Annotated in this window: 17 protein-coding genes; 14 read left to right on the top strand and 3 right to left on the bottom strand. The window is 63.5% G+C overall.

Annotated elements, in window-relative coordinates; all coding sequences use genetic code 11:
• The first annotated feature begins 97 nt into the window (after positions 1-97).
• The 4 genes from A7W11_RS05465 (at position 98) to A7W11_RS05480 (ending at position 4,857) form a co-directional block, all read left to right on the top strand.
• Entirely contained in the window at positions 98-481 is a 384-nt protein-coding gene (locus tag A7W11_RS05465) for a Rid family detoxifying hydrolase (protein ID WP_066134601.1), read from the top strand.
• 41 nt (positions 482-522) lie between these two features.
• Positions 523-2,646, top strand: a complete 2,124-nt coding sequence (gene recG, locus A7W11_RS05470; RefSeq protein ID WP_082887107.1) for an ATP-dependent DNA helicase RecG — start codon at positions 523-525, stop codon at positions 2,644-2,646.
• A gap of 106 nt (positions 2,647-2,752) precedes the next feature.
• Positions 2,753-3,700 (top strand): LysR substrate-binding domain-containing protein, encoded by a 948-nt coding sequence (locus A7W11_RS05475; RefSeq protein ID WP_066409710.1) that lies wholly within the window; start codon positions 2,753-2,755, stop codon positions 3,698-3,700.
• A gap of 143 nt (positions 3,701-3,843) precedes the next feature.
• On the top strand, positions 3,844-4,857 hold the full coding sequence (locus A7W11_RS05480) for a hypothetical protein (RefSeq protein ID WP_156522998.1): 1,014 nt from the start codon (positions 3,844-3,846) through the stop codon (positions 4,855-4,857).
• A gap of 9 nt (positions 4,858-4,866) precedes the next feature.
• On the opposite strand, the gene proP is transcribed toward A7W11_RS05480, so the two are convergent.
• Positions 4,867-6,402, bottom strand: coding sequence for a glycine betaine/L-proline transporter ProP (gene proP / locus A7W11_RS05485; RefSeq protein WP_066409717.1), 1,536 nt, complete (start codon positions 6,400-6,402; stop codon positions 4,867-4,869).
• Positions 6,403-6,568: 166 nt separating this feature from the next.
• Positions 6,569-7,672 carry a porin gene (locus tag A7W11_RS05490; protein WP_066409725.1) on the bottom strand — a complete coding sequence of 368 codons (1,104 nt, stop codon included), beginning with the start codon at positions 7,670-7,672 and terminating at the stop codon, positions 6,569-6,571.
• A 250-nt stretch (positions 7,673-7,922) separates the two neighbouring features.
• Between A7W11_RS05490 and A7W11_RS05495 the strand changes: the two genes are divergently transcribed.
• On the top strand, positions 7,923-8,429 hold the full coding sequence (locus A7W11_RS05495; protein ID WP_066409731.1) for a Dps family protein: 507 nt from the start codon (positions 7,923-7,925) through the stop codon (positions 8,427-8,429).
• A 120-nt stretch (positions 8,430-8,549) separates the two neighbouring features.
• Entirely contained in the window at positions 8,550-9,341 is a 792-nt protein-coding gene (locus A7W11_RS05500) for an SDR family NAD(P)-dependent oxidoreductase (RefSeq protein ID WP_066410136.1), read from the top strand.
• Here A7W11_RS05500 and A7W11_RS27315 read toward each other — a convergent pair.
• A complete protein-coding gene (locus A7W11_RS27315; RefSeq protein ID WP_235816815.1) occupies positions 9,244-10,305 on the bottom strand; it encodes a glycosyltransferase family protein in 1,062 nt (353 codons plus the stop codon). The two genes, A7W11_RS05500 and A7W11_RS27315, sit on opposite strands and share 98 nt — an antisense overlap.
• A 425-nt stretch (positions 10,306-10,730) precedes the next feature.
• Between A7W11_RS27315 and rfbA the strand changes: the two genes are divergently transcribed.
• From rfbA to A7W11_RS05545, 8 genes are all read left to right on the top strand, one after another.
• A complete protein-coding gene (rfbA, locus tag A7W11_RS05510; protein WP_066409739.1) occupies positions 10,731-11,615 on the top strand; it encodes a glucose-1-phosphate thymidylyltransferase RfbA in 885 nt (294 codons plus the stop codon).
• The gene (gene rfbC / locus A7W11_RS05515; RefSeq protein ID WP_066409745.1) at positions 11,615-12,163 is read left to right on the top strand and encodes a dTDP-4-dehydrorhamnose 3,5-epimerase; all 549 of its coding nucleotides are present in this window, start codon (positions 11,615-11,617) and stop codon (positions 12,161-12,163) included. Before rfbA ends, rfbC begins: the two co-directional genes overlap by 1 nt.
• 40 nt (positions 12,164-12,203) lie before the next feature.
• Complete coding sequence (locus tag A7W11_RS05520; RefSeq protein WP_066409754.1) at positions 12,204-14,198, top strand: capsular polysaccharide biosynthesis protein; 1,995 nt, start codon at positions 12,204-12,206, stop codon at positions 14,196-14,198.
• A 124-nt stretch (positions 14,199-14,322) separates the two neighbouring features.
• Positions 14,323-16,365: a glycosyltransferase family 2 protein gene (locus A7W11_RS05525; RefSeq protein WP_066409759.1), complete on the top strand. Its 2,043-nt coding sequence runs from the start codon at positions 14,323-14,325 to the stop codon at positions 16,363-16,365.
• A gap of 74 nt (positions 16,366-16,439) precedes the next feature.
• Positions 16,440-17,558, top strand: coding sequence for an ABC transporter permease (locus A7W11_RS05530; protein WP_066409767.1), 1,119 nt, complete (start codon positions 16,440-16,442; stop codon positions 17,556-17,558).
• A gap of 21 nt (positions 17,559-17,579) precedes the next feature.
• On the top strand, positions 17,580-18,713 hold the full coding sequence (locus A7W11_RS05535) for a polysaccharide biosynthesis/export family protein (RefSeq protein ID WP_235816805.1): 1,134 nt from the start codon (positions 17,580-17,582) through the stop codon (positions 18,711-18,713).
• Positions 18,714-18,723: 10 nt separating this feature from the next.
• Positions 18,724-19,539 (top strand): ABC transporter permease, encoded by an 816-nt coding sequence (locus A7W11_RS05540; protein ID WP_066409774.1) that lies wholly within the window; start codon positions 18,724-18,726, stop codon positions 19,537-19,539.
• Positions 19,539-20,195: an ABC transporter ATP-binding protein gene (locus A7W11_RS05545; RefSeq protein ID WP_066409778.1), complete on the top strand. Its 657-nt coding sequence runs from the start codon at positions 19,539-19,541 to the stop codon at positions 20,193-20,195. Before A7W11_RS05540 ends, A7W11_RS05545 begins: the two co-directional genes overlap by 1 nt.
• The last annotated feature ends 27 nt before the right edge of the window (positions 20,196-20,222 follow it).

Raw genomic sequence — 20,222 nt, forward strand, 5'->3', positions numbered from 1 at the left:
GACGCCCGGCGATGCGCCAAATATCCCTTTCACGAAGGACTATTGCTGGCTACACTCCGATAGTCCTAACCGCCGTAATTTCCCCAGGATTCCCGCCATGAGCAAGCAGATCATCCATACCGACGACGCCCCCGCCGCGGTCGGCCCGTACTCGCAAGCAGTGGCCGCCACCGGCAAGACCGTGTTCCTGTCCGGCCAGATCGGCCTGGAGCCCGGCACCGGCGAACTGGTGTCCGAGAATTTCGACGCCCAGGTGCGTCAGGCCTTCGCCAACATGCAGGCCGTCATCACGGCGGCCGGCGGCACGCTGGACAGCATCGTCAAGCTCACGCTGTTCCTGACCGATCTCAGCAAGTTCACCGCCGCCAACGCGATCATGGCCGAGATCATCCCGCAGCCGTTCCCGGCGCGTTCCACCGTCGGCGTGTCCAGCCTGCCCAAGGGCGCGCAGTTCGAAGTGGAAGCCATCCTGGTGCTGTAAGGCCTCGCGGCAGTACGGTTCTGTCTACTTCAGACACGCCCATGGCATCCCGCCAAGCCGCGGCCGACAAACCCGTCGCGGCAACCCGGCCGCGCCGCAAGGCGCCGGTCGAGTCACGCCCCAAGGAAGTCCGCAGCGCGGCCAGCCTGGTCGAGCGCAAGCTCCAGTCGCTGGGTCTCTACGGCCCCGAAGATTTCCTGCTGCATCTGCCCCTGCGCTACGAGGACGAAACCCGCGTCGTGCCCATCGGCAGCCTGCGGCCCGGCTACCCCGCACAGGTCGAAGGCGAGGTGCTGCGCTCCGAAGTCATGTATCGCCCACGCCGCCAACTGACGGCCGTGCTGGCCGACGACAGTGGCGAGTTGCAGTTGCGCTGGCTCAATTTCTACCCCAGCCAGCAAAAACAGCTTGAGAAGGGCCGCCGCCTGCGCGCGCGCGGCGACGTGCGCGGCGGCTTGTTCGGCCGCGAAATGGTGCATCCGCGCATGAGCAACGCGGACACCGCGCTGCCCGAGGCCCTCACGCCTGTCTACCCCAGTACCGATGGCCTGCCGCAGCCCACCTTGCGCCGCGCCGTCACCCAGGCGCTCGAACAGGCGGATCTGGGCGACACGCTGCCCGACAGCGTGCGCGGGCGCTACGACCTGATGCCGTTCGAGCCGGCCATCCGCCTGCTGCACGCGCCGCCGCCGGGCGTGTCCGGCCACGAACTGGCCGAACGTGCGCATCCCGCCTGGCGCCGCATCAAGTTCGACGAACTGCTGGCCCAGCAACTGTCGCTGGCCGCGGCCCGCGCGGGGCGGCGCAGCAAGCGCGCCGACAGGCTGCCCAAGCCTACCCAACCGGGCAATCTGGTCGAACGTCTGTACGCCGCCTTGCCGTTCGCGCTGACCGGCGCGCAGCAACGCGTGGTCGACGAGATCGCCATCGATCTCGACCAACCGTATCCCATGCACCGCCTGCTGCAGGGCGACGTGGGCAGCGGCAAGACCGTGGTGGCCGCCGTGGCGGCCGCCCAGGCCATTTCCTGTGGGGCGCAGGTCGCCATGATGGCGCCCACCGAACTGCTGGCCGAGCAGCATTTCCGCAAGCTGGTGTCCTGGCTCGAACCGCTGGGCGTGGGCGTGGCCTGGCTCAGCGGTAGCCTGCCCGCGAAGGCCCGCCGCGAAGCCGCCGCCGCCGCGGCCGAGGGCTCGGTGGATCTGGTGGTGGGCACGCAGGCGCTGGTGCAGGACCACGTCTCCTTTCATCGCCTGGGCCTGTCCATCGTCGACGAGCAGCACCGCTTCGGCGTGGGCCAGCGTCTGGCGCTCAGCCGCAAGGGCGAGATCGAGGACGAGCTGGCCCCGCATCAACTGCACATGAGCGCGACGCCCATTCCGCGCACCCTGGCCATGACGTTCTTCGCCGACCTGGACGTGTCCGTCATCGACGAGTTGCCGCCGGGCCGCACGCCCGTGGTCACCAAGCTGTTCTCCGACGCGCGGCGCGAGGAAATCATCGGCCACATCGCGCAGGCCGCGCGCCAGGGGCAGCAGGCCTACTGGGTCTGTCCGCTGGTGGAGGAGAGCGAGGCGCTGGAATTGCAGACCGCCGTGGACACCTACGAAGGCATGCAGGCCGACCTGCCCGATCTGCGTATCGGCCTGGTTCACGGCCGGCTGCCGCAGGCCGATAAGGCCGCGGTGATGCAGGCCTTCCGCGACGGGCAGATCGATCTGCTGGTGGCCACCACCGTCATCGAAGTCGGCGTGGACGTGCCCAACGCCTCGTTGATGGTGATCGAGCATGCCGAGCGCTTCGGCCTGGCGCAGTTGCATCAGTTGCGCGGGCGGGTCGGGCGGGGCAGCGCCGAATCCGTTTGCGTGCTGCTCTACCAGATGCCGCTGTCGCAGGTGGCGCGCGAGCGCTTGCGCGCCATGTTCGAGACCAACGACGGCTTCGAGATCGCGCGCCGCGACCTGGAGCAGCGCGGCCCGGGCGAATTCCTGGGCAAGCGCCAGTCGGGCATGGCGCTGCTGCGCTTCGCCGACCTGGATGCCGACGCCGAGCTGGCCGAGCAGGCGCGCGACGCCGCCGCGGTGCTGCGGCGCGACCATCCCGACGTGGTCGAGGCCCATCTGGCGCGCTGGATGCGTGGCCGTGAAGACTTCCTGCGGACCTGACCATGCCGACCCCATCCCATCCGCGCAGTCCGAAAGGTAATCCTTCTGCCGTCCGCCGCGTTGGCGGGTGTTGTCGTTCCACTCTTTTTCCCTGGCGGACCTTGCCATGACCCTCACCGAACTCAAGTACATCGTCGCCGTGGCCCGCGAGCGCCATTTCGGCCGTGCGGCCGAGGCCTGTTTCGTCAGCCAGCCGACGCTGTCGGTGGCCATCCGCAAGCTCGAGGACGAACTGGGCGTGACGCTGTTCGAACGCGGCGGCAACGAGGTGGGCGTGACGCCCATCGGCCAGCGCATCGTCGCGCAGGCGCAGAAGGTGCTGGAGGAAAGCGCCAGCATCAAGGAAATCGCGCGCCAGGGCCATGACCCGCTGGCCGGGCCGCTGCGCGTGGGCATCATCCACACCATCGGCCCCTATCTGCTGCCGCGCCTGGTGCCCACGCAGATCGAACGCACGCCGCAGATGCCGCTGTTGCTGCAGGAGAACTTCACCGTGCGCCTGGTCGAGCTGCTGCGCCAGGGCGAGATCGACTGCGCCATCATGGCGCTGCCGCTGCCCGAGGCCGGCCTGGTCACGCAGCCGCTGTACGACGAACCCTTCCTGGTCGCCGTGCCCCAGGATCACGAATGGGCGAACGCCGAGTCCGTCGACGCCCAGGACCTGAAGCAGCAGACCATGCTGCTGCTGGGCAGCGGCCATTGCTTCCGGGATCAGGTGCTGGAGGTCTGTCCCGAGCTGTCGCGTTTCTCGGCGGCCAGCGACGGCATCCAGCGCACGTTCGAGGGCTCGTCGCTGGAAACCATCCGGCACATGGTGGCCGCCGGCATCGGGGTGACGGTCCTGCCGGTCACGGCGGTGCCCGAACATCCGCCGGCCCGCAGCCTGCTGAGCTACGTGCCGTTCACCGGCAAGCCGCCCGAACGCCGCGTGGTGCTGGCCTGGCGCCGCAGCTTTCCGCGCCTGGCCGCCATCGAGGCGCTGGCCGATGCGGTGTATGCGTGCGGCCTGCCGGGCGTGGCGATGCTGGCGGACGAGGCGCGCAGCGACGCGTAGGCGTCCCGCGGGCCATCCGGATGGCTGCTCGAATGGACGGTTCCCGAGCGGGGTGATGCTTTCGTCCGTCCGTATTCTCCGATCTGGCGAGCCATGCCCGTCTGCGCCACAGTGCGATTTCCCGCTGTTTCGGAAACCGCATCATGCCGCATCGCTCATCAGGAAAGCCGCTCCGCGAGGACTTCGACTCTCCGTGGAAAGAGGCGCTCGAGCGATTCTTGCCGCAGTCGCTGGCGATATTCGCGCCCGAGCTGCACGACCGTGTCGACTGGAGCCAGCCGCCGGTTTTTCTCGACAAGGAATTCCAGGGCATCGCGCCGGGCGTGCGGCACCGGCGCCAGGTCGACAAGCTGGCGCGCCTGAAGCTTGCCTGCGGCCGCTATGTCGCGCTGCTGCTGCATGTGGAAGTGGAAAGCCGCCATCCGTCCGTGGCCATGCGGCGCCTGGCCTCCTTGCGATTGCAGCAGTACGACTATCGAATTCATGATCGCTACGTGCTGCAGCCGGGCATGCAGAGCATCGAGCCGCCGTCGACAACGGTCTACTCCCTGGTCATATTCACCCGGGGCGCAAGCGGTCCCGATTGGCTGACGGCCGAGCACCAGGCGTTGCAGAACGCGCAGCCATTGCGATATCAGGCGGTATATCTGGGACGGTGGCTCGCGCGCTGGCGGGACCTGGAAACGCTCGCGCAGGCCAATCCGTTCGCCATGGTCAACATGGCTCAACTGCTGGCGCATCGGCATCCTCGAGCTGATCGGCTGTCATGCAAGGTCGGACTGGTCCGAAAATTGATCGCGAAAGGTTATGCGCCGGAAGAATCTATAAGCTTGCTGAGACTGATCGATTGGCTGCTCGCGTTGCCAGCCGCTCAGCAAGAATCCTACGCACGCATGCTGGTGCAGATCGAACAGGAGTCCCGCATGGCCTTTGTCATGACCCATGAACGTGTTTTTACCAAGCAAGGCATTGCCATCGGCCTGAAGCGTGGCCAGGCGGCCCTGCTGCAGGACATGATCGAGCAAAAATTCGGCCCCAGCCCCGACTGGGTGGGCCAACGCCTGGACCAGGCCGATCCCGAACAGCTACGCGCCCTGGGCCGCCGCATCCTGATCGCCGAGTCGCTCCAGGGCCTGTTCGGCGACGCTGCCGTCTAGGACCTGCGATCAGTCGATATCCGGATGCCGATCCGCCAGCCGCTGCCGCTTCTGCTTCAGCGCCTCCAGCTTCTCTTCCATGTCGGCAATCTCGGCGTCCATGTCCTGCACGCTCTGTTCGATCCGGTCATAGGCCTGTTGCAGCAGGGCCTTCACTTCCGCCTTGCTGGAGGCGTTGGGCGTGTCGCCACGCAGCGGCCGGTTGGCGGTCTCGGGCATGAAGATCGCCGTGATCAGCCCCACCACCGCCGCGGCCATCAGGTAGTACGCGGGCATCATCAGGTTGTCGGTCTCTTCCACGATCCACGCCGCCACGGTAGGCGTCAGGCCCGCGACGATGATGGCCACATTGAAGGACGCCGCCAGCGCGCTGTAGCGGATGCGGGTGGGAAACAGCGCGGGCAGGGTGGCCGCCATCACCCCGATCATGCAGTTCAGCACGATCGCGATCAGCAGCAGCCCCAGGAAGATCAGTCCGATGTTGTCGATGCCCACCAGCTTGTAGGCCGGGATGGCAACCAGGAACAGTCCGATGCAGCCCGCCGTGAAGAACGGCTTGCGGCCGATCTTGTCGCTGATGAACCCCACCACTGGCTGCACGAACAGCATGCCTACCATGACCACCACGATGATCAGCACGCCGTGCTGCTCCGAGTAGTTCAGGCTGCCCGACAGGTACGTCGGCATGTAGGTCAGCTGCATGTAATACGTGATGTTGGTCGTCAGCACCATGCCGATGCAGACCAGCAGGGCGCGCCGGTACTTGGCGAAGATCTCGCGTACCGACACGGTGGGCCGCTCCTGCACGGCGTCGCGGTCTTCCTGCTCCATCTTCTCCAACTGCTGCGTGAAGGCCGGCGTTTCCTCCGCGGCGTGCCGCAGGTACAGGCCCAGCAGGCCCAGCGGGCCGGCGATGAAGAACGGCGCACGCCAGCCCCAGTCCAGGAAGCTCTGGTCGCTCATCACCGCCTGCAGCAGCACCACCAGTCCGGCGCCCAGCACGAAGCCCGCGATCGAGCCGAAATCCAGCCAACTGCCCAGGAACCCGCGTTGGCGGTCGGGCGCGTACTCGGCCACGAAGATGGCCGCGCCGGTGTATTCGCCGCCCACCGAGAAGCCCTGCGCCAGCTTGCACAGCAGCAGCAACAGCGGCGCCCACAGGCCGATGGTTTCATAAGAGGGAATCAGCCCGATGCAGAACGTGCTGATGGCCATGATGATGATGGTCAGCGACAGCACTTTCTGCCGCCCGAACTTGTCGCCCATCAGGCCGAAGAATACGCCGCCCAGGGGCCGCACCAGGAAGGGCACCGAGAACGTGCCCAGCGCGGCGATGGTCTGCACGGCCGGCGATGCGTCGGGGAAGAACACTTTGCCCAAGGCGTGGGCCACGAAGCCGTAGACGCCGAAATCGAACCACTCCATCGCGTTGCCCAGGGCGGCGGCCGTCACGGCTTTCTTGAGCTTGGTGTTGTCGATGACGGTGACGTCGCCGCTACGCCAGGGGCGCACGGTTTCTTGCAAGGCGGGCGATGTGTCGACCATGAGAAACTCCCTGGATGCAACGCGACTCAGGAATTCTACTGGCGCACGGGCGCTATTTGCCCGTCAAGGTGTGACTTATGCGCATCCAATTAAGGGGCCGGATGCGCAAGCGCAAAAAACATACGGGGCGGCCAGGCAAGCGCCGCCCCGTATGCCGGGGTCACGATCAGAAGCGGTGCATGATGCCCACGCCGCCCGCCGTGCTCTTCAGCCCGTCGACGAACGCATAGTCCGTCGCATAAGAACCGTAGGCGTACACGTTGGTGCGCTTGGACAGGTCGTAGGTATAGCCCACGCTGTACGAGTTCATGGTCTCGTCGTCACCGGTCAACTGGTCGTTGTTCGGGTTGACGTTCTGCCACGAGAAGAAGACGCTGGAGGCCGCGCTCACGGGGACGGTCGCGCCCACCATGTAGGCATTGGCCTTGAACCCGTCGACATAACGGTTGGTGCCCAGCGCGGAGCTGAAGGGCGTACCCGCGGGCAGGTCCTGGCCGATGAACCAGCCGTCGGTCGTACGTCCGTAGGCCGCCGCAACCTTCAGCACTTCGAAGTCGTAGCTGGCGCCGATGGCGTACTGGCGCGGCTTGGCGCCGCCCGCGTCCGAGGCGTTGCTGGGGTTCAGTTGGTCGAAAGTCAGGGTGACGTTCAGCGGGCCGTTCAGGTAGCGCACGCCGGCGGTGATGCCGCGCGCATTGTCCGCCGTGGCGAAGCCGCTTTGCGAGGCATCGTTGGCGTCCACGTTGAACGAGTAGCCCACGGCGGCCTGGAAGCCGGCGACGGTGGGGGTCTCGTACATGACCACGTTGTCCCAGCGGTTCGTGTTCGAGGCGCTGAAGCCCAGGCCCAGGTTGGACTGGGTGTAGCTGGTGTAGAACGGGTCGATGTCCGCGAGCCACTTCGACGAGACGCCCACCTGGCGCCCGAAGTTGACGCGGCCCCAGGCGTCGTTCGCCAGCCCGATCGTGGCCTGGCGGCCGAACAGGCGTCCGCCCTGCGAGCGGTCGCCGGTGCTGGAGTCGAAGCCGCTTTCCAGCACGAACTCCGCGCGCAGGCCGTCGCCCAGGTCTTCCGCGCCGCGCAGGCCCCAGCGCGAGCCGCCTTCGATGCCGTTGATCATACCCAAGCGGCTGGCGTCGTAGCCCGCACCCTTGACCTTGTTGTAGCCGATACCGGTGTCGATAAGTCCATAAAGCGTGACCGACGTATCTGCATGTGCCACACCCGCGCAAATCATGGCTAGGGAGGCAGCGAGCAGCGTCTTCTTCATCTTGGGGGTTCTCCTGAAAGAGGAATTTTTGAAGGGAAAATCCCGGGTCGTGCCCAGGGTTGTTCCTGTTGGAACGGCCTATATTGCAACAGATTTGCGTGATCTTTGCCCAAGACGGGTGATCTTTGCAATTCCGGGGGCGCCGAACGCTTGTTTTTGCCTATCATGGCGATGCATTTATTTCGCCGAATCTGTCCCCCAGCGGTGGTATCCTTCCCCTGTTTCCGTCCCGCTAAGAAGGAGCATTCACATGGCAAAGACTTCCAAGAGCACCGCCGCCACCACGGCGCCGCGCATCAACATCGGCATTTCCGACAAGGATCGCGCCGCGGTCGCGGGTGAACTCTCCAAGCTGCTGGCCGACTCGTACACGCTGTACCTGACGACCCACAACTTCCACTGGAACGTCACCGGCCCGCTGTTCAACACGCTGCACAACATGTTCATGACGCAGTACACCGAAGAGTGGACCGCGCTGGACAGCATCGCCGAACGCATCCGCGCCCTGGGCCACTACGCGCCGGGCACGTATCGCGAATACGGCAAGCTCACGTCCATCGAAGAGCCCAAGACCGTGCCCGAGGCCCTGGAAATGGTCCGCATCCTGGTCGAAGGCAATGAAGCCGTCGCCAAGACCGCGCGCGCCGCCTTCGACAAGGCTGACGCCGCCAACGACCAGCCCACGGCCGACCTGCTCACGCAGCGCCTGGACGTGCACGAAAAGAATGCGTGGATGCTGCGCAGCCTGCTGCAGTAAATCCTGCCCGGGCCGCCGCGGTGGCCTGAGTGCGTTCTGATGGCGGCCTCCCTGCGCGGAGGCCGTCTTTTTTATCGTGCCTCGGGCCGCAGCGCGGGCCTGGGCAGAGAGGTCGTCCGCATGAATCCCCTCGATAAACGTGTCACCGGCGTTCCGCGCTGCGTGCTGATCACCGGCGCCTCCGGCGGTATCGGCGGGGCGCTGGCTGAAGAGTATGCCCACGCCGGCACGGCCACGCTGATCCTGCAGGGCCGCAACACGCAGCGCCTGGATGAGCTGGCAGCCCTGTGCGGCGGCCTGGGTGCGCGCGTGGTCACCGCGGCGTTCGACGTGCGGGATCATCAGCTTCTGATGGACTGGCTGCGACGCATGGGCGAAGAAGAGGCGCCCGACCTGGTCATCGCCAATGCGGGCGTCAACATCAACACCGGCCCGGCGCATGAAGGAGAGCAGTGGGACGACATGCACCGCCTGTTCGACGTCAACGTCAAGGCGGTCATGGCCACGGTTCAGGCATCGCTGCCGGCCATGCGGGCGCGGCGCAGCGGGCAGATCGCCCTGATCAGTTCGCTGGCGGCCTGGCGCGGCCTGCCCGAGACGCCCAGCTACAGCGCCAGCAAGGCGGCGGTCAAGGCTTATGGAGAGGCCATGCGCGACGGGCTGGCGGGCGAGGGCGTGCGTATCAACGTCGTGATGCCTGGGTATGTGGAATCGCAGATGTGCGCGGACATGCCGGGCCCCAAGCCGTTTCTCTGGAAGGCGCCGAAAGCCGCGCGCGTCATCCGCATGGGCTTGCGTGCCAATCGGGCGCGGATCAGCTTTCCGTTTCCGTTGAATCTGGGCTGCTTCCTGTTGGCCGGTATCCATCCGGCAGTATCAGGGTGGTTCCTGCGCCGGCTGGGGTATGAATAGTGGGCGGCTCGGCGCTCAATGGCTCCAGTAGCCGCGCGGCGGTCAGGCGCAGGTTGTCGACCCGTGCCGGGTCGGCGGCCAGGCGGCACAGTTCAGTCACCCAGGCCTGCGGGTCATTGTCCAGCAGCAGACCGTTGTGCCCATGCTGAATCACCTGCCGGTACGGCCCTTGCGCCGAATACAGTCCGGCCGCACCGCAGCGAGCGATGTCATACGCCTTGACGTAAGAGCGGCCTGTGTTGAACACAGAAGGTAGTAGCGGGACCAGGCCGATATGGCCGTTCAGGGTACGGCAATGGGCCTGGTAGTTGGCCCAGCTCATGGGATGCAGCACGCGCGTGCGCGGCAGGCTGCGGTACCGGCTGTTGACGTCATGCCCACCGATGACCTCGAAATGCACGTTCGGGCAGCGTTCCAGCACCTGCGACATCACGGGATGCAGCCATGCCAACTCCGTCTGATGGGCCGAGGTGCCGTGGTAGAACACCTGGAGCGGTGCGTTGGGCAATAGCGGCTGCAGTGGGCGAGAGCCAGCGGCCAGGTCCGCCAGGAGCGGGCGCGCTGGCATCAGTTCAGCCGATAAATGGGGGTAGCGGTCGCGTAGGGCGTCCGTCGAGAACCAGTAATGCGAGGCCAGGGCGCGGATGTCCGAAGCGCGGGCGTGGCAGTACTTGTTCAGCTTTTTCACGTAAGGGCGCGGCAGGCCCTGCCAAGCCTGGCGGTGCAGCAGGTCGTCGTCCATGAAGTAGGCGACACACGTCAACTGTGCCCGATGCGCGGCCAGGAAGCGCGCCCAGGCGGGATTCAGATAGCGGACGATGACGACGCCGGTGCCCGGCGCCAGGTCTTGCAGGCTTGGGCGGACGGTATCCAGATTCCGATAAGCCACGGGTTGGCCGAGCCCTTGAAGATATGGCCGGACATAATAATCCGTGGAGGGGCTGTCCCCGCCCTGATGCAGCACCAACCAACGTTGCGTAGTTTGTTGGAATGTTGCAGGCACAACCAAAGGTTTCAGGCGTAATAATTTTCGTAGCATCAGGCTAGAATCGCTTCACCAATTACGGTGCATGTGCTGCCGCGCAGCATGAGTATTTTATCGAAACGTAAAGATTTTCAGCTTGTTGCGAATAATTCCCGTTTGTAGATTTTACCTTCCATTGCTACACTTCGTGCGTGTGTGGAGATCCTGCAGACACGGCAGCTTTGCGGCAAATGCGCGACGTTGCTGCACAAAAAATTCCAGATATTGCAGGTTTGCATATGTCGCGATTTCGCTGGTTAAAGCGGGTATTTGTTGCCGATATTGCATGCTGCTCCGCAGCATTTGAATAGGCCATATGCATCAACGGCGTATCGCTTTATTGAAAGCGTCCAAGGAAGGCTAATTTGAAAAATCGCAAGGGTATTATCCTGGCCGGAGGGTCGGGAACACGCCTCTATCCCGCGACACTGGCGGTATCCAAACAGTTGCTGCCGGTCTACGACAAACCGATGATTTATTATCCGCTCAGCGTGCTGATGCTGGCGGGCATCCGGGACGTCCTGATCATCTCCACCCCCCAGGATACGCCGCGATTCGAACAATTGCTGGGGGACGGAAGCGCCTGGGGCATCAATCTGCAATACGCAGTGCAACCCAGTCCCGACGGTCTGGCCCAGGCTTTCCTCATCGGCGAGCAGTTCCTGGATGGCGCTCCGGCGGCATTGATCCTTGGCGACAACATCTTCTACGGGCACGACTTGGCCAAGCTGGTTGCCGGCGCGTCCCAACAAGACCGTGGCGCTACGGTGTTCGCCTACCATGTGCAGGATCCCGAACGCTACGGTGTCGTGGAGTTCGATGCCAACGGCCGGGTCCTGAGCCTGGAAGAAAAACCTACCACTCCGCGTTCGCATTACGCTGTCACCGGGCTGTACTTCTACGACGACCGCGTTGTCGATTTCGCCAAGTCCGTTCGGCCGTCGGCGCGCGGCGAGCTCGAGATCACCGATCTGAATCGCCTCTATCTCGATCGGGGCGGGCTGAATGTCGTCACCATGAGCCGTGGCTACGCCTGGCTCGACACGGGTACGCATGAGTCCATGCTGGAGGCTGGGCAGTTCATTGCCACTATCGAGGCCCGCCAGGGCCTGAAGGTCGCGTGCCTGGAAGAGATCGCCTACCGGCTGGGTTACATCGACGCCGCCAGGATCGCGCAGCTCGCCGATCCCATGCTGAAGAACGGCTACGGCCAATACCTGAAACGCATTCTTGCCGAGGAGCCGCGGTAGTGAAGATCGTGGACACCGCAATTCCCGACGTGAAGATCATCGAGCCGGCCGTCTTCGGCGACGCGCGCGGTTTTTTCTTCGAGAGCTTCAACCAGCAGAAATTCGACCAGGCTGTCGGCCGCAGCGTGCATTTCGTGCAGGACAACCACTCGCGCTCATCGCGCGGGGTGCTGCGCGGCCTGCATTACCAGTTGCCGCCGCATCCGCAGGGCAAGCTGGTGCGCGTCACCAGCGGCGAGGTCTATGACGTTGCGGTGGACATCCGCCGCAGCTCGCCCACGTTCGGAAAGTCCGTCGGCGTTTTGCTGACGGCTGAAAATAAACGACAGTTCTGGGTGCCGGAAGGCTTTGCTCACGCGTTCGTCGTGTTGTCCGAAACGGCCGATTTCCTCTATAAGACCACCGACTACTGGTTCAAGGACCTGGAGCGTTCCATCAAATGGGACGACCCCCAATTGAACATCGAATGGCCAGCGGACATCGAGCCTGTCCTGTCCGAAAAGGATGCTCAGGCCGGCTCGTTCGCCCAGGCAGATGTCTTCGAATGACTTGACTGACCGGCGAACCCAAGGCTGCGGCGATTCGTTGATGGCATTGCCGTCGCGCCGGGTCTACGCGCTTGCGCCGGGCGTCAATCGCATTGCCACCCTGCGTGCGTTGCTGGACGACTACGACGTGCTGTACCGTCCCGCAGGCAGGCCGGCATCGCACGAATCCGTCCTGGCGTGGGGCATGCGCCCCAGCGCGCTGCGGGCGCAGCGTTACGCAAAGCAGCGCGGCCTGCGGGTGCTTCATATCGAAGACGGCTTTTTGCGTTCGGTTGGGCTGGGCAGGGACGATCCTCCCTTGTCGATCGTGCTGGACGACCAGGGCCTTTATCTGGATGCCGGCAGGCCATCGCGCCTCGAGGCGTTGATTCGCCAGTGTCTGAATGGCGCGGAACAGCGCCGGGCGTGCGCGCTGGTGCGCTCCTGGCGCCATGCCAGGGTTTCCAAGTACAACCACAGCCGCGACTTTTCAGGCGAGTTGCCGCATGACAGTGTTCTGGTGGTCGATCAGACCAGGGGCGATGCGTCCATCGAGTATGGGGGGGCTGACGCCGCCAGCTTCACGCGCATGCTCGATGCCGCGCTGCGCGAGTATCCCCAAAGCACGATCCTGCTGAAAGTGCACCCCGACGTTATCGCCGGACGCAAGCAAGGCCATTACGATCTTGCCACACTTCGGTCGATGCCGCGGGTGCACATACTGGATTCGGACGCACATCCCGTCAGTCTGCTGGAAAGGGTGCGTGCCGTATACACGGTGACCTCGCAGCTGGGTTTTGAGGCGTTGCTATGGGACGTGCCTGTCCGCGTGTTCGGCATGCCGTTCTATGCGGGCTGGGGCCTGACGCTCGATGAGCTTGCAGCTCCCGCGCGGCGGTGCGCCTTGTCCTTGCTGCAGTTGGTGCACGGCGTCCTGATCGATTACTGCCGCTACGTGAACCCTGAGACGGGACTGCGTTGTGAAGTCGAAACCGTGCTGGCCTGGATGGGGCTGCAGCGCCGCATGCGCGAACGCTTCGCTCCGGTTGTCGATGCCGTGGGGTTTTCGGGCTGGAAACGCGGCTATGTTCGGGATTACTTCGCCGGGACATCGGTCCGGTTCCTGCGTCGTCCCCGCCGTGTTCGAGAAGGGCTGATCGCTGTGTGGGGATGCAATCAGGACGAGCGCGTTGAGAGAACTCCTGGACATGGGGCGGTCGTTCGCGTGGAAGATGGTTTTCTGCGGTCGGTGGGACTGGGCGCTGACCTGACCCGCCCTTTGTCGTGGGTGCAGGACGACATCGGCATCTATTACGATGCGACCCGGCCCTCCCGCCTCGAGCAGTTATTGCGCGAGACGGCATTTTCCGAAGCGTTGGTGGCGCGAGCGGCTTTGCTGCGCCAGGCGATCTGCTCGGCTGGCATCACCAAATACAACCTCGAGGGCGGCGCCGATTGGTCCGCGCCGCCGGGACGCCATGTGATCTTGGTGCCGGGGCAGGTTGAAAGCGATGCTTCCATAAGGTACGGCGCAGCGGATATCCGCTGCAATCTGGAATTGTTGCGGGCCGTGCGGCGCGAAAACCCTGGCGCATACTTGGTGTACAAACCGCACCCGGACGTGCTTGCCGGTCTCAGGAAAGCCGGCCGTGGCGAGTGCCACGCATTCGAGTGGTGCGACGAGATGCTGGGGGCGGTGCCGTTTTCTCGACTGCTGGCATGCGTGGATGAAGTCCATGTCCTGACCTCCCTGGCGGGATTCGAGGCCATGTTGCGCAACGTGCCCGTGGTCACCTACGGTCAGCCGTTTTACGCGGGTTGGGGCTTGAGCTGCGATACACGCCTGGAAGCGGCGGTGCGGCAGCGCCGGGGACGTACCCTTGCACTGGACGAACTGGTGGCTGCTGCCTTGATCCTCTACCCCACTTATGTCAGTCGCGTGACAAATCGTTACACGACTGCGGAGCAGGTCCTGCGGGAACTGATAGAGTGGCGAGCCACGCCCGGAGTGCCGCGCTGGCGGCACTGGATTGCCCGGTTGTTCCGCGAAGCATGACGAGGCGATGGTGTAAACGCATGCCGCTGTCATTCCAGGAGTGGAAAATAATCACTTTCATCACCTGCGCATCGCGCGCTCGTTCCGGAAGTGTGGTCGATGGATCGGCCATGAGCGTTCCGGCATGGCATCCGATAGCGCTTTTGGCGTCGATCAGGTTGGCATGGACTACTTGATAGAAGGCCTGGTGCTGAACAACGCACGGGCCTGCGTGACCGATCTGCTGCTTGAGTTGCAGGACGGCCGTACGCATCCACTGAAAGTACTGGTCAGCCGCAAAGGACGTATCCAGGAAATGGTCCGCCTGCCGGTCGGCGTGCGTACCCTTCGGCTGAGTCAGGGAGATGGCGAACTTTTCGCCGTAGTGCGCCTGGCGGCCAGGCGGCTGGGCGCGGCCGAGCACAAGTTGCGTCAGTTCTGGCGGGCATCCCAGGCGTTGCTGCGCCAACCTGCCGAGAATCGTACGCGCACAGGCTTGACCCTCAAGGCAGTGTTGTTCGACCTGGATCATGCCTACGACATTGCGTGCCGGCTCCGGGCGAACGTACGCACGGGGCAGTACTGCGACTGGTACCACGAGTTCTATGGCTTGGCCGCGGATGATCGTCCGCTTATGGCGGCCATGGCTGCCAACTGGTCCCATCCTCCTGTCTTCCATATCGTGTTGCTGCGGAAGGGCGACAGCATGCAGGCAGATATCGATACAACATCGGCGAGTTTGCAAGCCCAGATCTATCCCCATTTTCAGGTCAAGGTGGAGGAGGGTGCGTTCGCGGCCGCACCGACGCCTTCCGGCGAGCAGACCCAGGGGATATGGCAGGTCACGGTGCGCGCAGGTGTGCGTCTGGCCGAGCAGGCGCTATTCTGCCTGGCCGAGGCCATCGTCAAGACGCCCGGCGCCGCGCTGGTCTATGCGGATCATGACCAGCTGGATCCGGATGGGCGGCTTCATTCGCCGGTTTTCAAGCCTGACTGGTCGCCGGAGATGCTGCGCGCGACAAACTATATAGGCGAGGCCTTCGCCTGCAACGCGCAGTACACGGCGAGACTGGCCGGCCTCGCCGCGTCTTCCCGCCATGCGCTCCTGCTGGAACTGGGCGCACTGGACCTGCCAGTCCTGCATGTGGCCGCGCCGCTTTGGCACGTCCCCGATTCCGCGCCGGCCACCGGCACGTCCGAGATCGTGCGCGCGCATCTTCAACGCCTCGGCGTGGTTGCCGACGTGGTCGATGCCGGGGCCGGCCGTTGCCGGGTTCGATACACGCTGCCATCCGCGCGGCCTCTGGTCAGCATCGTCATCCCGACGCGGGACGGCTTGCACCACCTGAGGCGCTGCATCGACAGCCTGATCGGCAGGACCGCCTATGCGTTCTACGAGATCCTTGTCATCGACAACCAGAGCATGGAGCCGCAGACGCTGGCCTATCTCGGCCAGATCCGGCAATTGCCCAACGTGCGGGTCCTGCCTTTCGATCGAGCCTTCAACTACTCGAGCATCAACAATATGGCGGTCGGGCACGCCCAGGGCGAACTGGTCTGCCTGCTGAACAATGATACGGAAGTCATCTCGCCCGACTGGCTGGACGAGATGGTGGGCCAGATTTCCCGCAGCGATATTGGGGTGGTGGGCGCGAAACTGCTGTATGGTGATGGCCGCGTGCAACATGCCGGCGATACTGTAGGCCCCGGTGGGTGCGCGAACCATCTGCATGTGGGTATCGGCCGCGATGACCCGGGCTATGCGGGCAGGGCGCTGGTGGCCCAGGATCTGTCGGCGGTGACCGCCGCCTGCCTGCTGACCAGAAAATCGCTCTATCAGGCGCTGGGCGGGCTCGAGGAAAAGAGGCTGCCGGTGGCGTTCAACGATGTCGACTACTGCCTGCGGGTCAGGGAAGCAGGCCTGAGGGTCGTCTGGACGCCCCACGCGTTGCTGTACCACCATGAGTCCGCCACGAGAGGCAAAGACGAAACTCCGGCACAATTGCGTCGCGCCAAATCCGAGATCCGCTATATGCGCAAGCGTTGGCGGCGTGAAATGCTGCATGACCCCTTCTACAATCCCAACCTCAATTATCTGCAGGCCGACTTTTCCCTGAGTTCCACCCCTTCCGTCTGCTGTCCCTGGCGAGGCGCCCATGTCGCGTCCGTGCACCGGCGGACTGGCTGAGCGAGTCGGGTTCTGGGACAGGCAGTTATGGCTCAGGTTCGCCAGACGCGACGGAATCCTTACACCACGACAAGATGATGGTCAAAATTCTAAAGAAACACGGGCTTTTTCTCGGCATCGTAGTGGTGCCCATGATCGTGGCCATCGCCTATTTCGTATCGCTGTCGATGGACCGATACGTCAGCCGGTCCACCGTGGTGGTCCGCTCTCTGGGCGGGCAGGGCGGCAGCGCCGCGGCGGCGCAGCAGATGCAGGGCCTGTCGATGCTGCTGGGCGCGGGCAACGCCTCGTCGCTGGAGGAAACGCTCTACGTCAGTACGTATGTGTCTTCGCAGGACATGCTGAACATTCTGCAGTCGAAATTGCGTTGGAGCGAGCAGTATGCAGGTAACTGGCATGATTTCTGGTTTTATCTGCCGGAAGATGCCACGCAGGAAGATATCCTGAAGTTCTACCAGCGCATGGTCACGACGACGTTCGATGAAACCAACGGATTGCTGACGATCCAGGTGCAGTCCTTTGACAAGGAGTTCGCCAAGCGCACGCTCGATACGATCGTTGCCGAAAGCGATCGCTTCGTGAACGAACTGTCCCACAAGCTTGCTCGAGACCAGGTTGATTTCGCGCAAGGTGAGCTTGAGCGTGCCCGTCATAACTACGAGGAGAAGCGTACGGCTATGCTCGATTTCCAGGCGGTTCACAACCTTCTGGACGCCGAGCAGAGCGCGGCCGCTCGCAACGAGGTCATCGCGACGTTGCAGTCGAATCTGGTCACGGCCCACGCCAGCCTGCGCGCCATGAAAGAGACGCTCAACAAGAATAGTCCGCAGGTCCAGCAGCAGGAGCGGACCATCCGCGCCCTGGAGAACCAGATCGCGGTCGAAGAGAAAAAGTTGGTCGCGGCGAGCAGCAGCAGTCAGTTGAACGTCATTGCATCGAAGTATCGTGCCCTCGAAGTGGACGCCGGAATCGCCGAGGCCAGCTACAAGTCGACGGTCAATTCATTGGAGTCTGCGCGGATCGAGGCGACCAAGAAGATGCGCAGTCTTTCCGTCATCGTCAGCGCGAATGAGCCGGACGAGGCGCTGTATCCCCGCCGTGGATACAGTCTGGCAACGACGCTGATCATCCTGCTGTTGATTTATGGCATTGCCCGTTTCGCCATTGCGACGGTCAGGGACCACCAGGACTAAGAAGACATTCAGAGCACGACCATGCAGAATAAATATTCTTCCGGCTCCGCCACGATGGAATTTCTCCGCCCGCTGCGGCTCGCAATGATGCTCAGTGGGGCGCTCTCGCTGAGCGGTTGCGCCTTGCTGTCGGGTAGTGGACCCGGCATTTCCGCGATCACTTCGGAAAGCAGCACGGCGAATCCTGACTATCCGTACGACCTCATCGATCTGTCGCCATCCAACATCGCGCCTTACATGAGGCCCGCCGACGCGGCGTTGCTCAAGAAGGTCGCTCAACCTGAGATTCCCGAGATTCGGCTGGTGCCCGGGGATGTGCTCAAGGTCATGATCTCCGATGACAGCAATGGCGAGAAAACGGTGTTTTCGCCGCTGGCGCAGGGGGGCACGGTGTTCGAGCAGGTCCGAGTCATGGCCGATGGCACGATTTCGCTGCCTTATGTCGGCATCAAGGCGGTGAAGGGCGCCACGTTGCGCGAGGTTGAGGCCACGATCCGCCAGGGGGTCAAGGGCTGGGCGGCTGCCCCTCAGGTGCATATCGAGATGGTCGGTGATCTTTCCGGTTCGGTGCTGGTGGCGGGCGCCGTGAAGGCGCCTGGCCGGTTTTCCGCGTTGCAGGGGCCGCTGACGTTGCTCGATGCCATCAACCGGGCCGGCGGGCCGATACTCGAGCCGTATCTCATCAAGGTGGTCCTGCGCACCGGCAAGGACGTGCAGAGCTATAACTATCAGACCCTGCTGTCGGGGGGCAATATTGTCGTGCCGCCCAATTCCGAGATCGTCCTCGAGCGCGACCGCAAGCGGTTCGTGGCCATGGGCGCCGTCAAGGAGCCTGGCCTGCGGGATTTCCCTTCTTCTTCACCGACCCTGCTCGAGGTGCTGGGCTCGGTCGGTGGACTGAATGAGCAGGCCGCCAATCCCAGCGGCGTCTTCGTATTCCGCCTAGCTGACACGGCCGAGGGCGAGAAGCCGAGAGCCCAGGTGTTTCGCCTTGACATGCGCGAGCCGGTATCCATGTTCCTGGCCAAGGGCTTCCAGATACAGCCGGACGATACGGTCTACGTGACCAACGCCGCCGTCTACGAACTGCAGAAGATCATTTCACCGATCGTGCAGGTGCTGGTGCTGGGCCGCACCGTGGAAAACTTTCAATAGGTCCCGCCCAATGGAACAACTTGGGTCGTCGTTCAGGGCCAGCCGGACATCACTGCAGATCTTTCGCGCGGTGCTGTTCGCACTGTTCATGCGCGAGATGCAGACGCGTTTCGGCGCCAGGCGCATGGGTTTCATATGGGTCGTGATGGAGCCGCTGGCCATCCTGGCCATCATCGTCGTCTTTCACTCGTTCTTTCGGGCCATTCCAGTACAGGGCATCGATTTCGTGATGTTCATGGTCTCCGGTATCGTGCCGTTTCACCTGATGCGCAGCCTGGCGTACCGGTTGACGGACGCCGTGCCCGCCAATCAGGGGCTGTTCGCGTATCGGCAACTCATGCCGTTCGATACCTTCATCGCGCGTCTCATCGTAGAGCTCTGCACCTATACCTGCGCCTATCTCATCATCTGCTTCGTCATCGGGTTCTGGCTTGGCCGTGATGTCAGGATCAATGATCCGCTGGCGTGGTTGCTGGCCCTGGGGGATGGCGTGTTGCTGTCGTTCGCGCTGGGTGTGGCCTTTGCGATGATCAGCCATCGATTTCCCTCCATGTCGCGGGTGTGCCGGCTGTCGTTCATCCCCATCTACCTGACGGCGGGCGTGTTCTTTCCCATCTGGCGCGTGCCGCAGGACAAACTGATCTTCATCGCGTGGAATCCCTACGTCGAGGTGATCGACAATATCCGTGCAGCCACATTTGAGAACTATCCGGTCACCGAGGGATTGAACAGCAGCTATCCCGTGTATTTCTCGCTGATCCTCCTGTTCATCGTGATGGCGGTATACAGAGGGCAGCGCCAGATCCTCCGGGCGCCGAGGCCATAATGATCGAGTTGCAGAAACTGACCAAGTCGTACGTTACCAAGCGTGGACGGCAGTACGTCTTCCGTGACCTTTCCTACGTCATCCCGCCGGACAAGAACATCGCGTTGATCGGCCGAAACGGCGCGGGCAAGAGTACCTTGATGCGCCTGCTGTGCGGCACGGACATCCCCGATAGCGGAAAGATCATCACCGACAAGCGAATATCCTGGCCGGTCGGTCTGGGTGGAGGATTCCAGGGGTCGCTCACGGGGCGGCAGAACGCGAAGTTCATCTGCCGCTCTCTGGGCGCGGAAGGCGAAGCCATGGAGAAGGTGCTTGCCTACGTGGAAGACTTCGCCGAGCTGGGTGACTACTTCAACCAACCCGTCAAGACCTACTCGTCGGGCATGAGCTCACGGTTGCGGTTCGGCCTGAGTCTGGCCTTCGATTTCGACTACTACATGATCGACGAGGCCATGTCGGTCGGCGATGCCCATTTTCGGGAGAAGGCGACTGCCGAATTCAAGAAGCGGGTGGGGCGGGCAAACGTCATCCTCGTCACCCATGGCATGGGGCAGGTCAGGAAGATGTGCGACATCGTCCTGATCTTGAATCAGGGCACTGTGCAGGCATACGAGGACGTCGAGGAAGGAATCGACACCTACATGAAGCTGTAGGCGCAGTGGGGCGGCCAGCAGCGCCTT

Source organism: Bordetella ansorpii, assembly GCF_900078315.1.
Taxonomy (GTDB): Bacteria; Pseudomonadota; Gammaproteobacteria; order Burkholderiales; family Burkholderiaceae_B; genus Bordetella; species Bordetella ansorpii.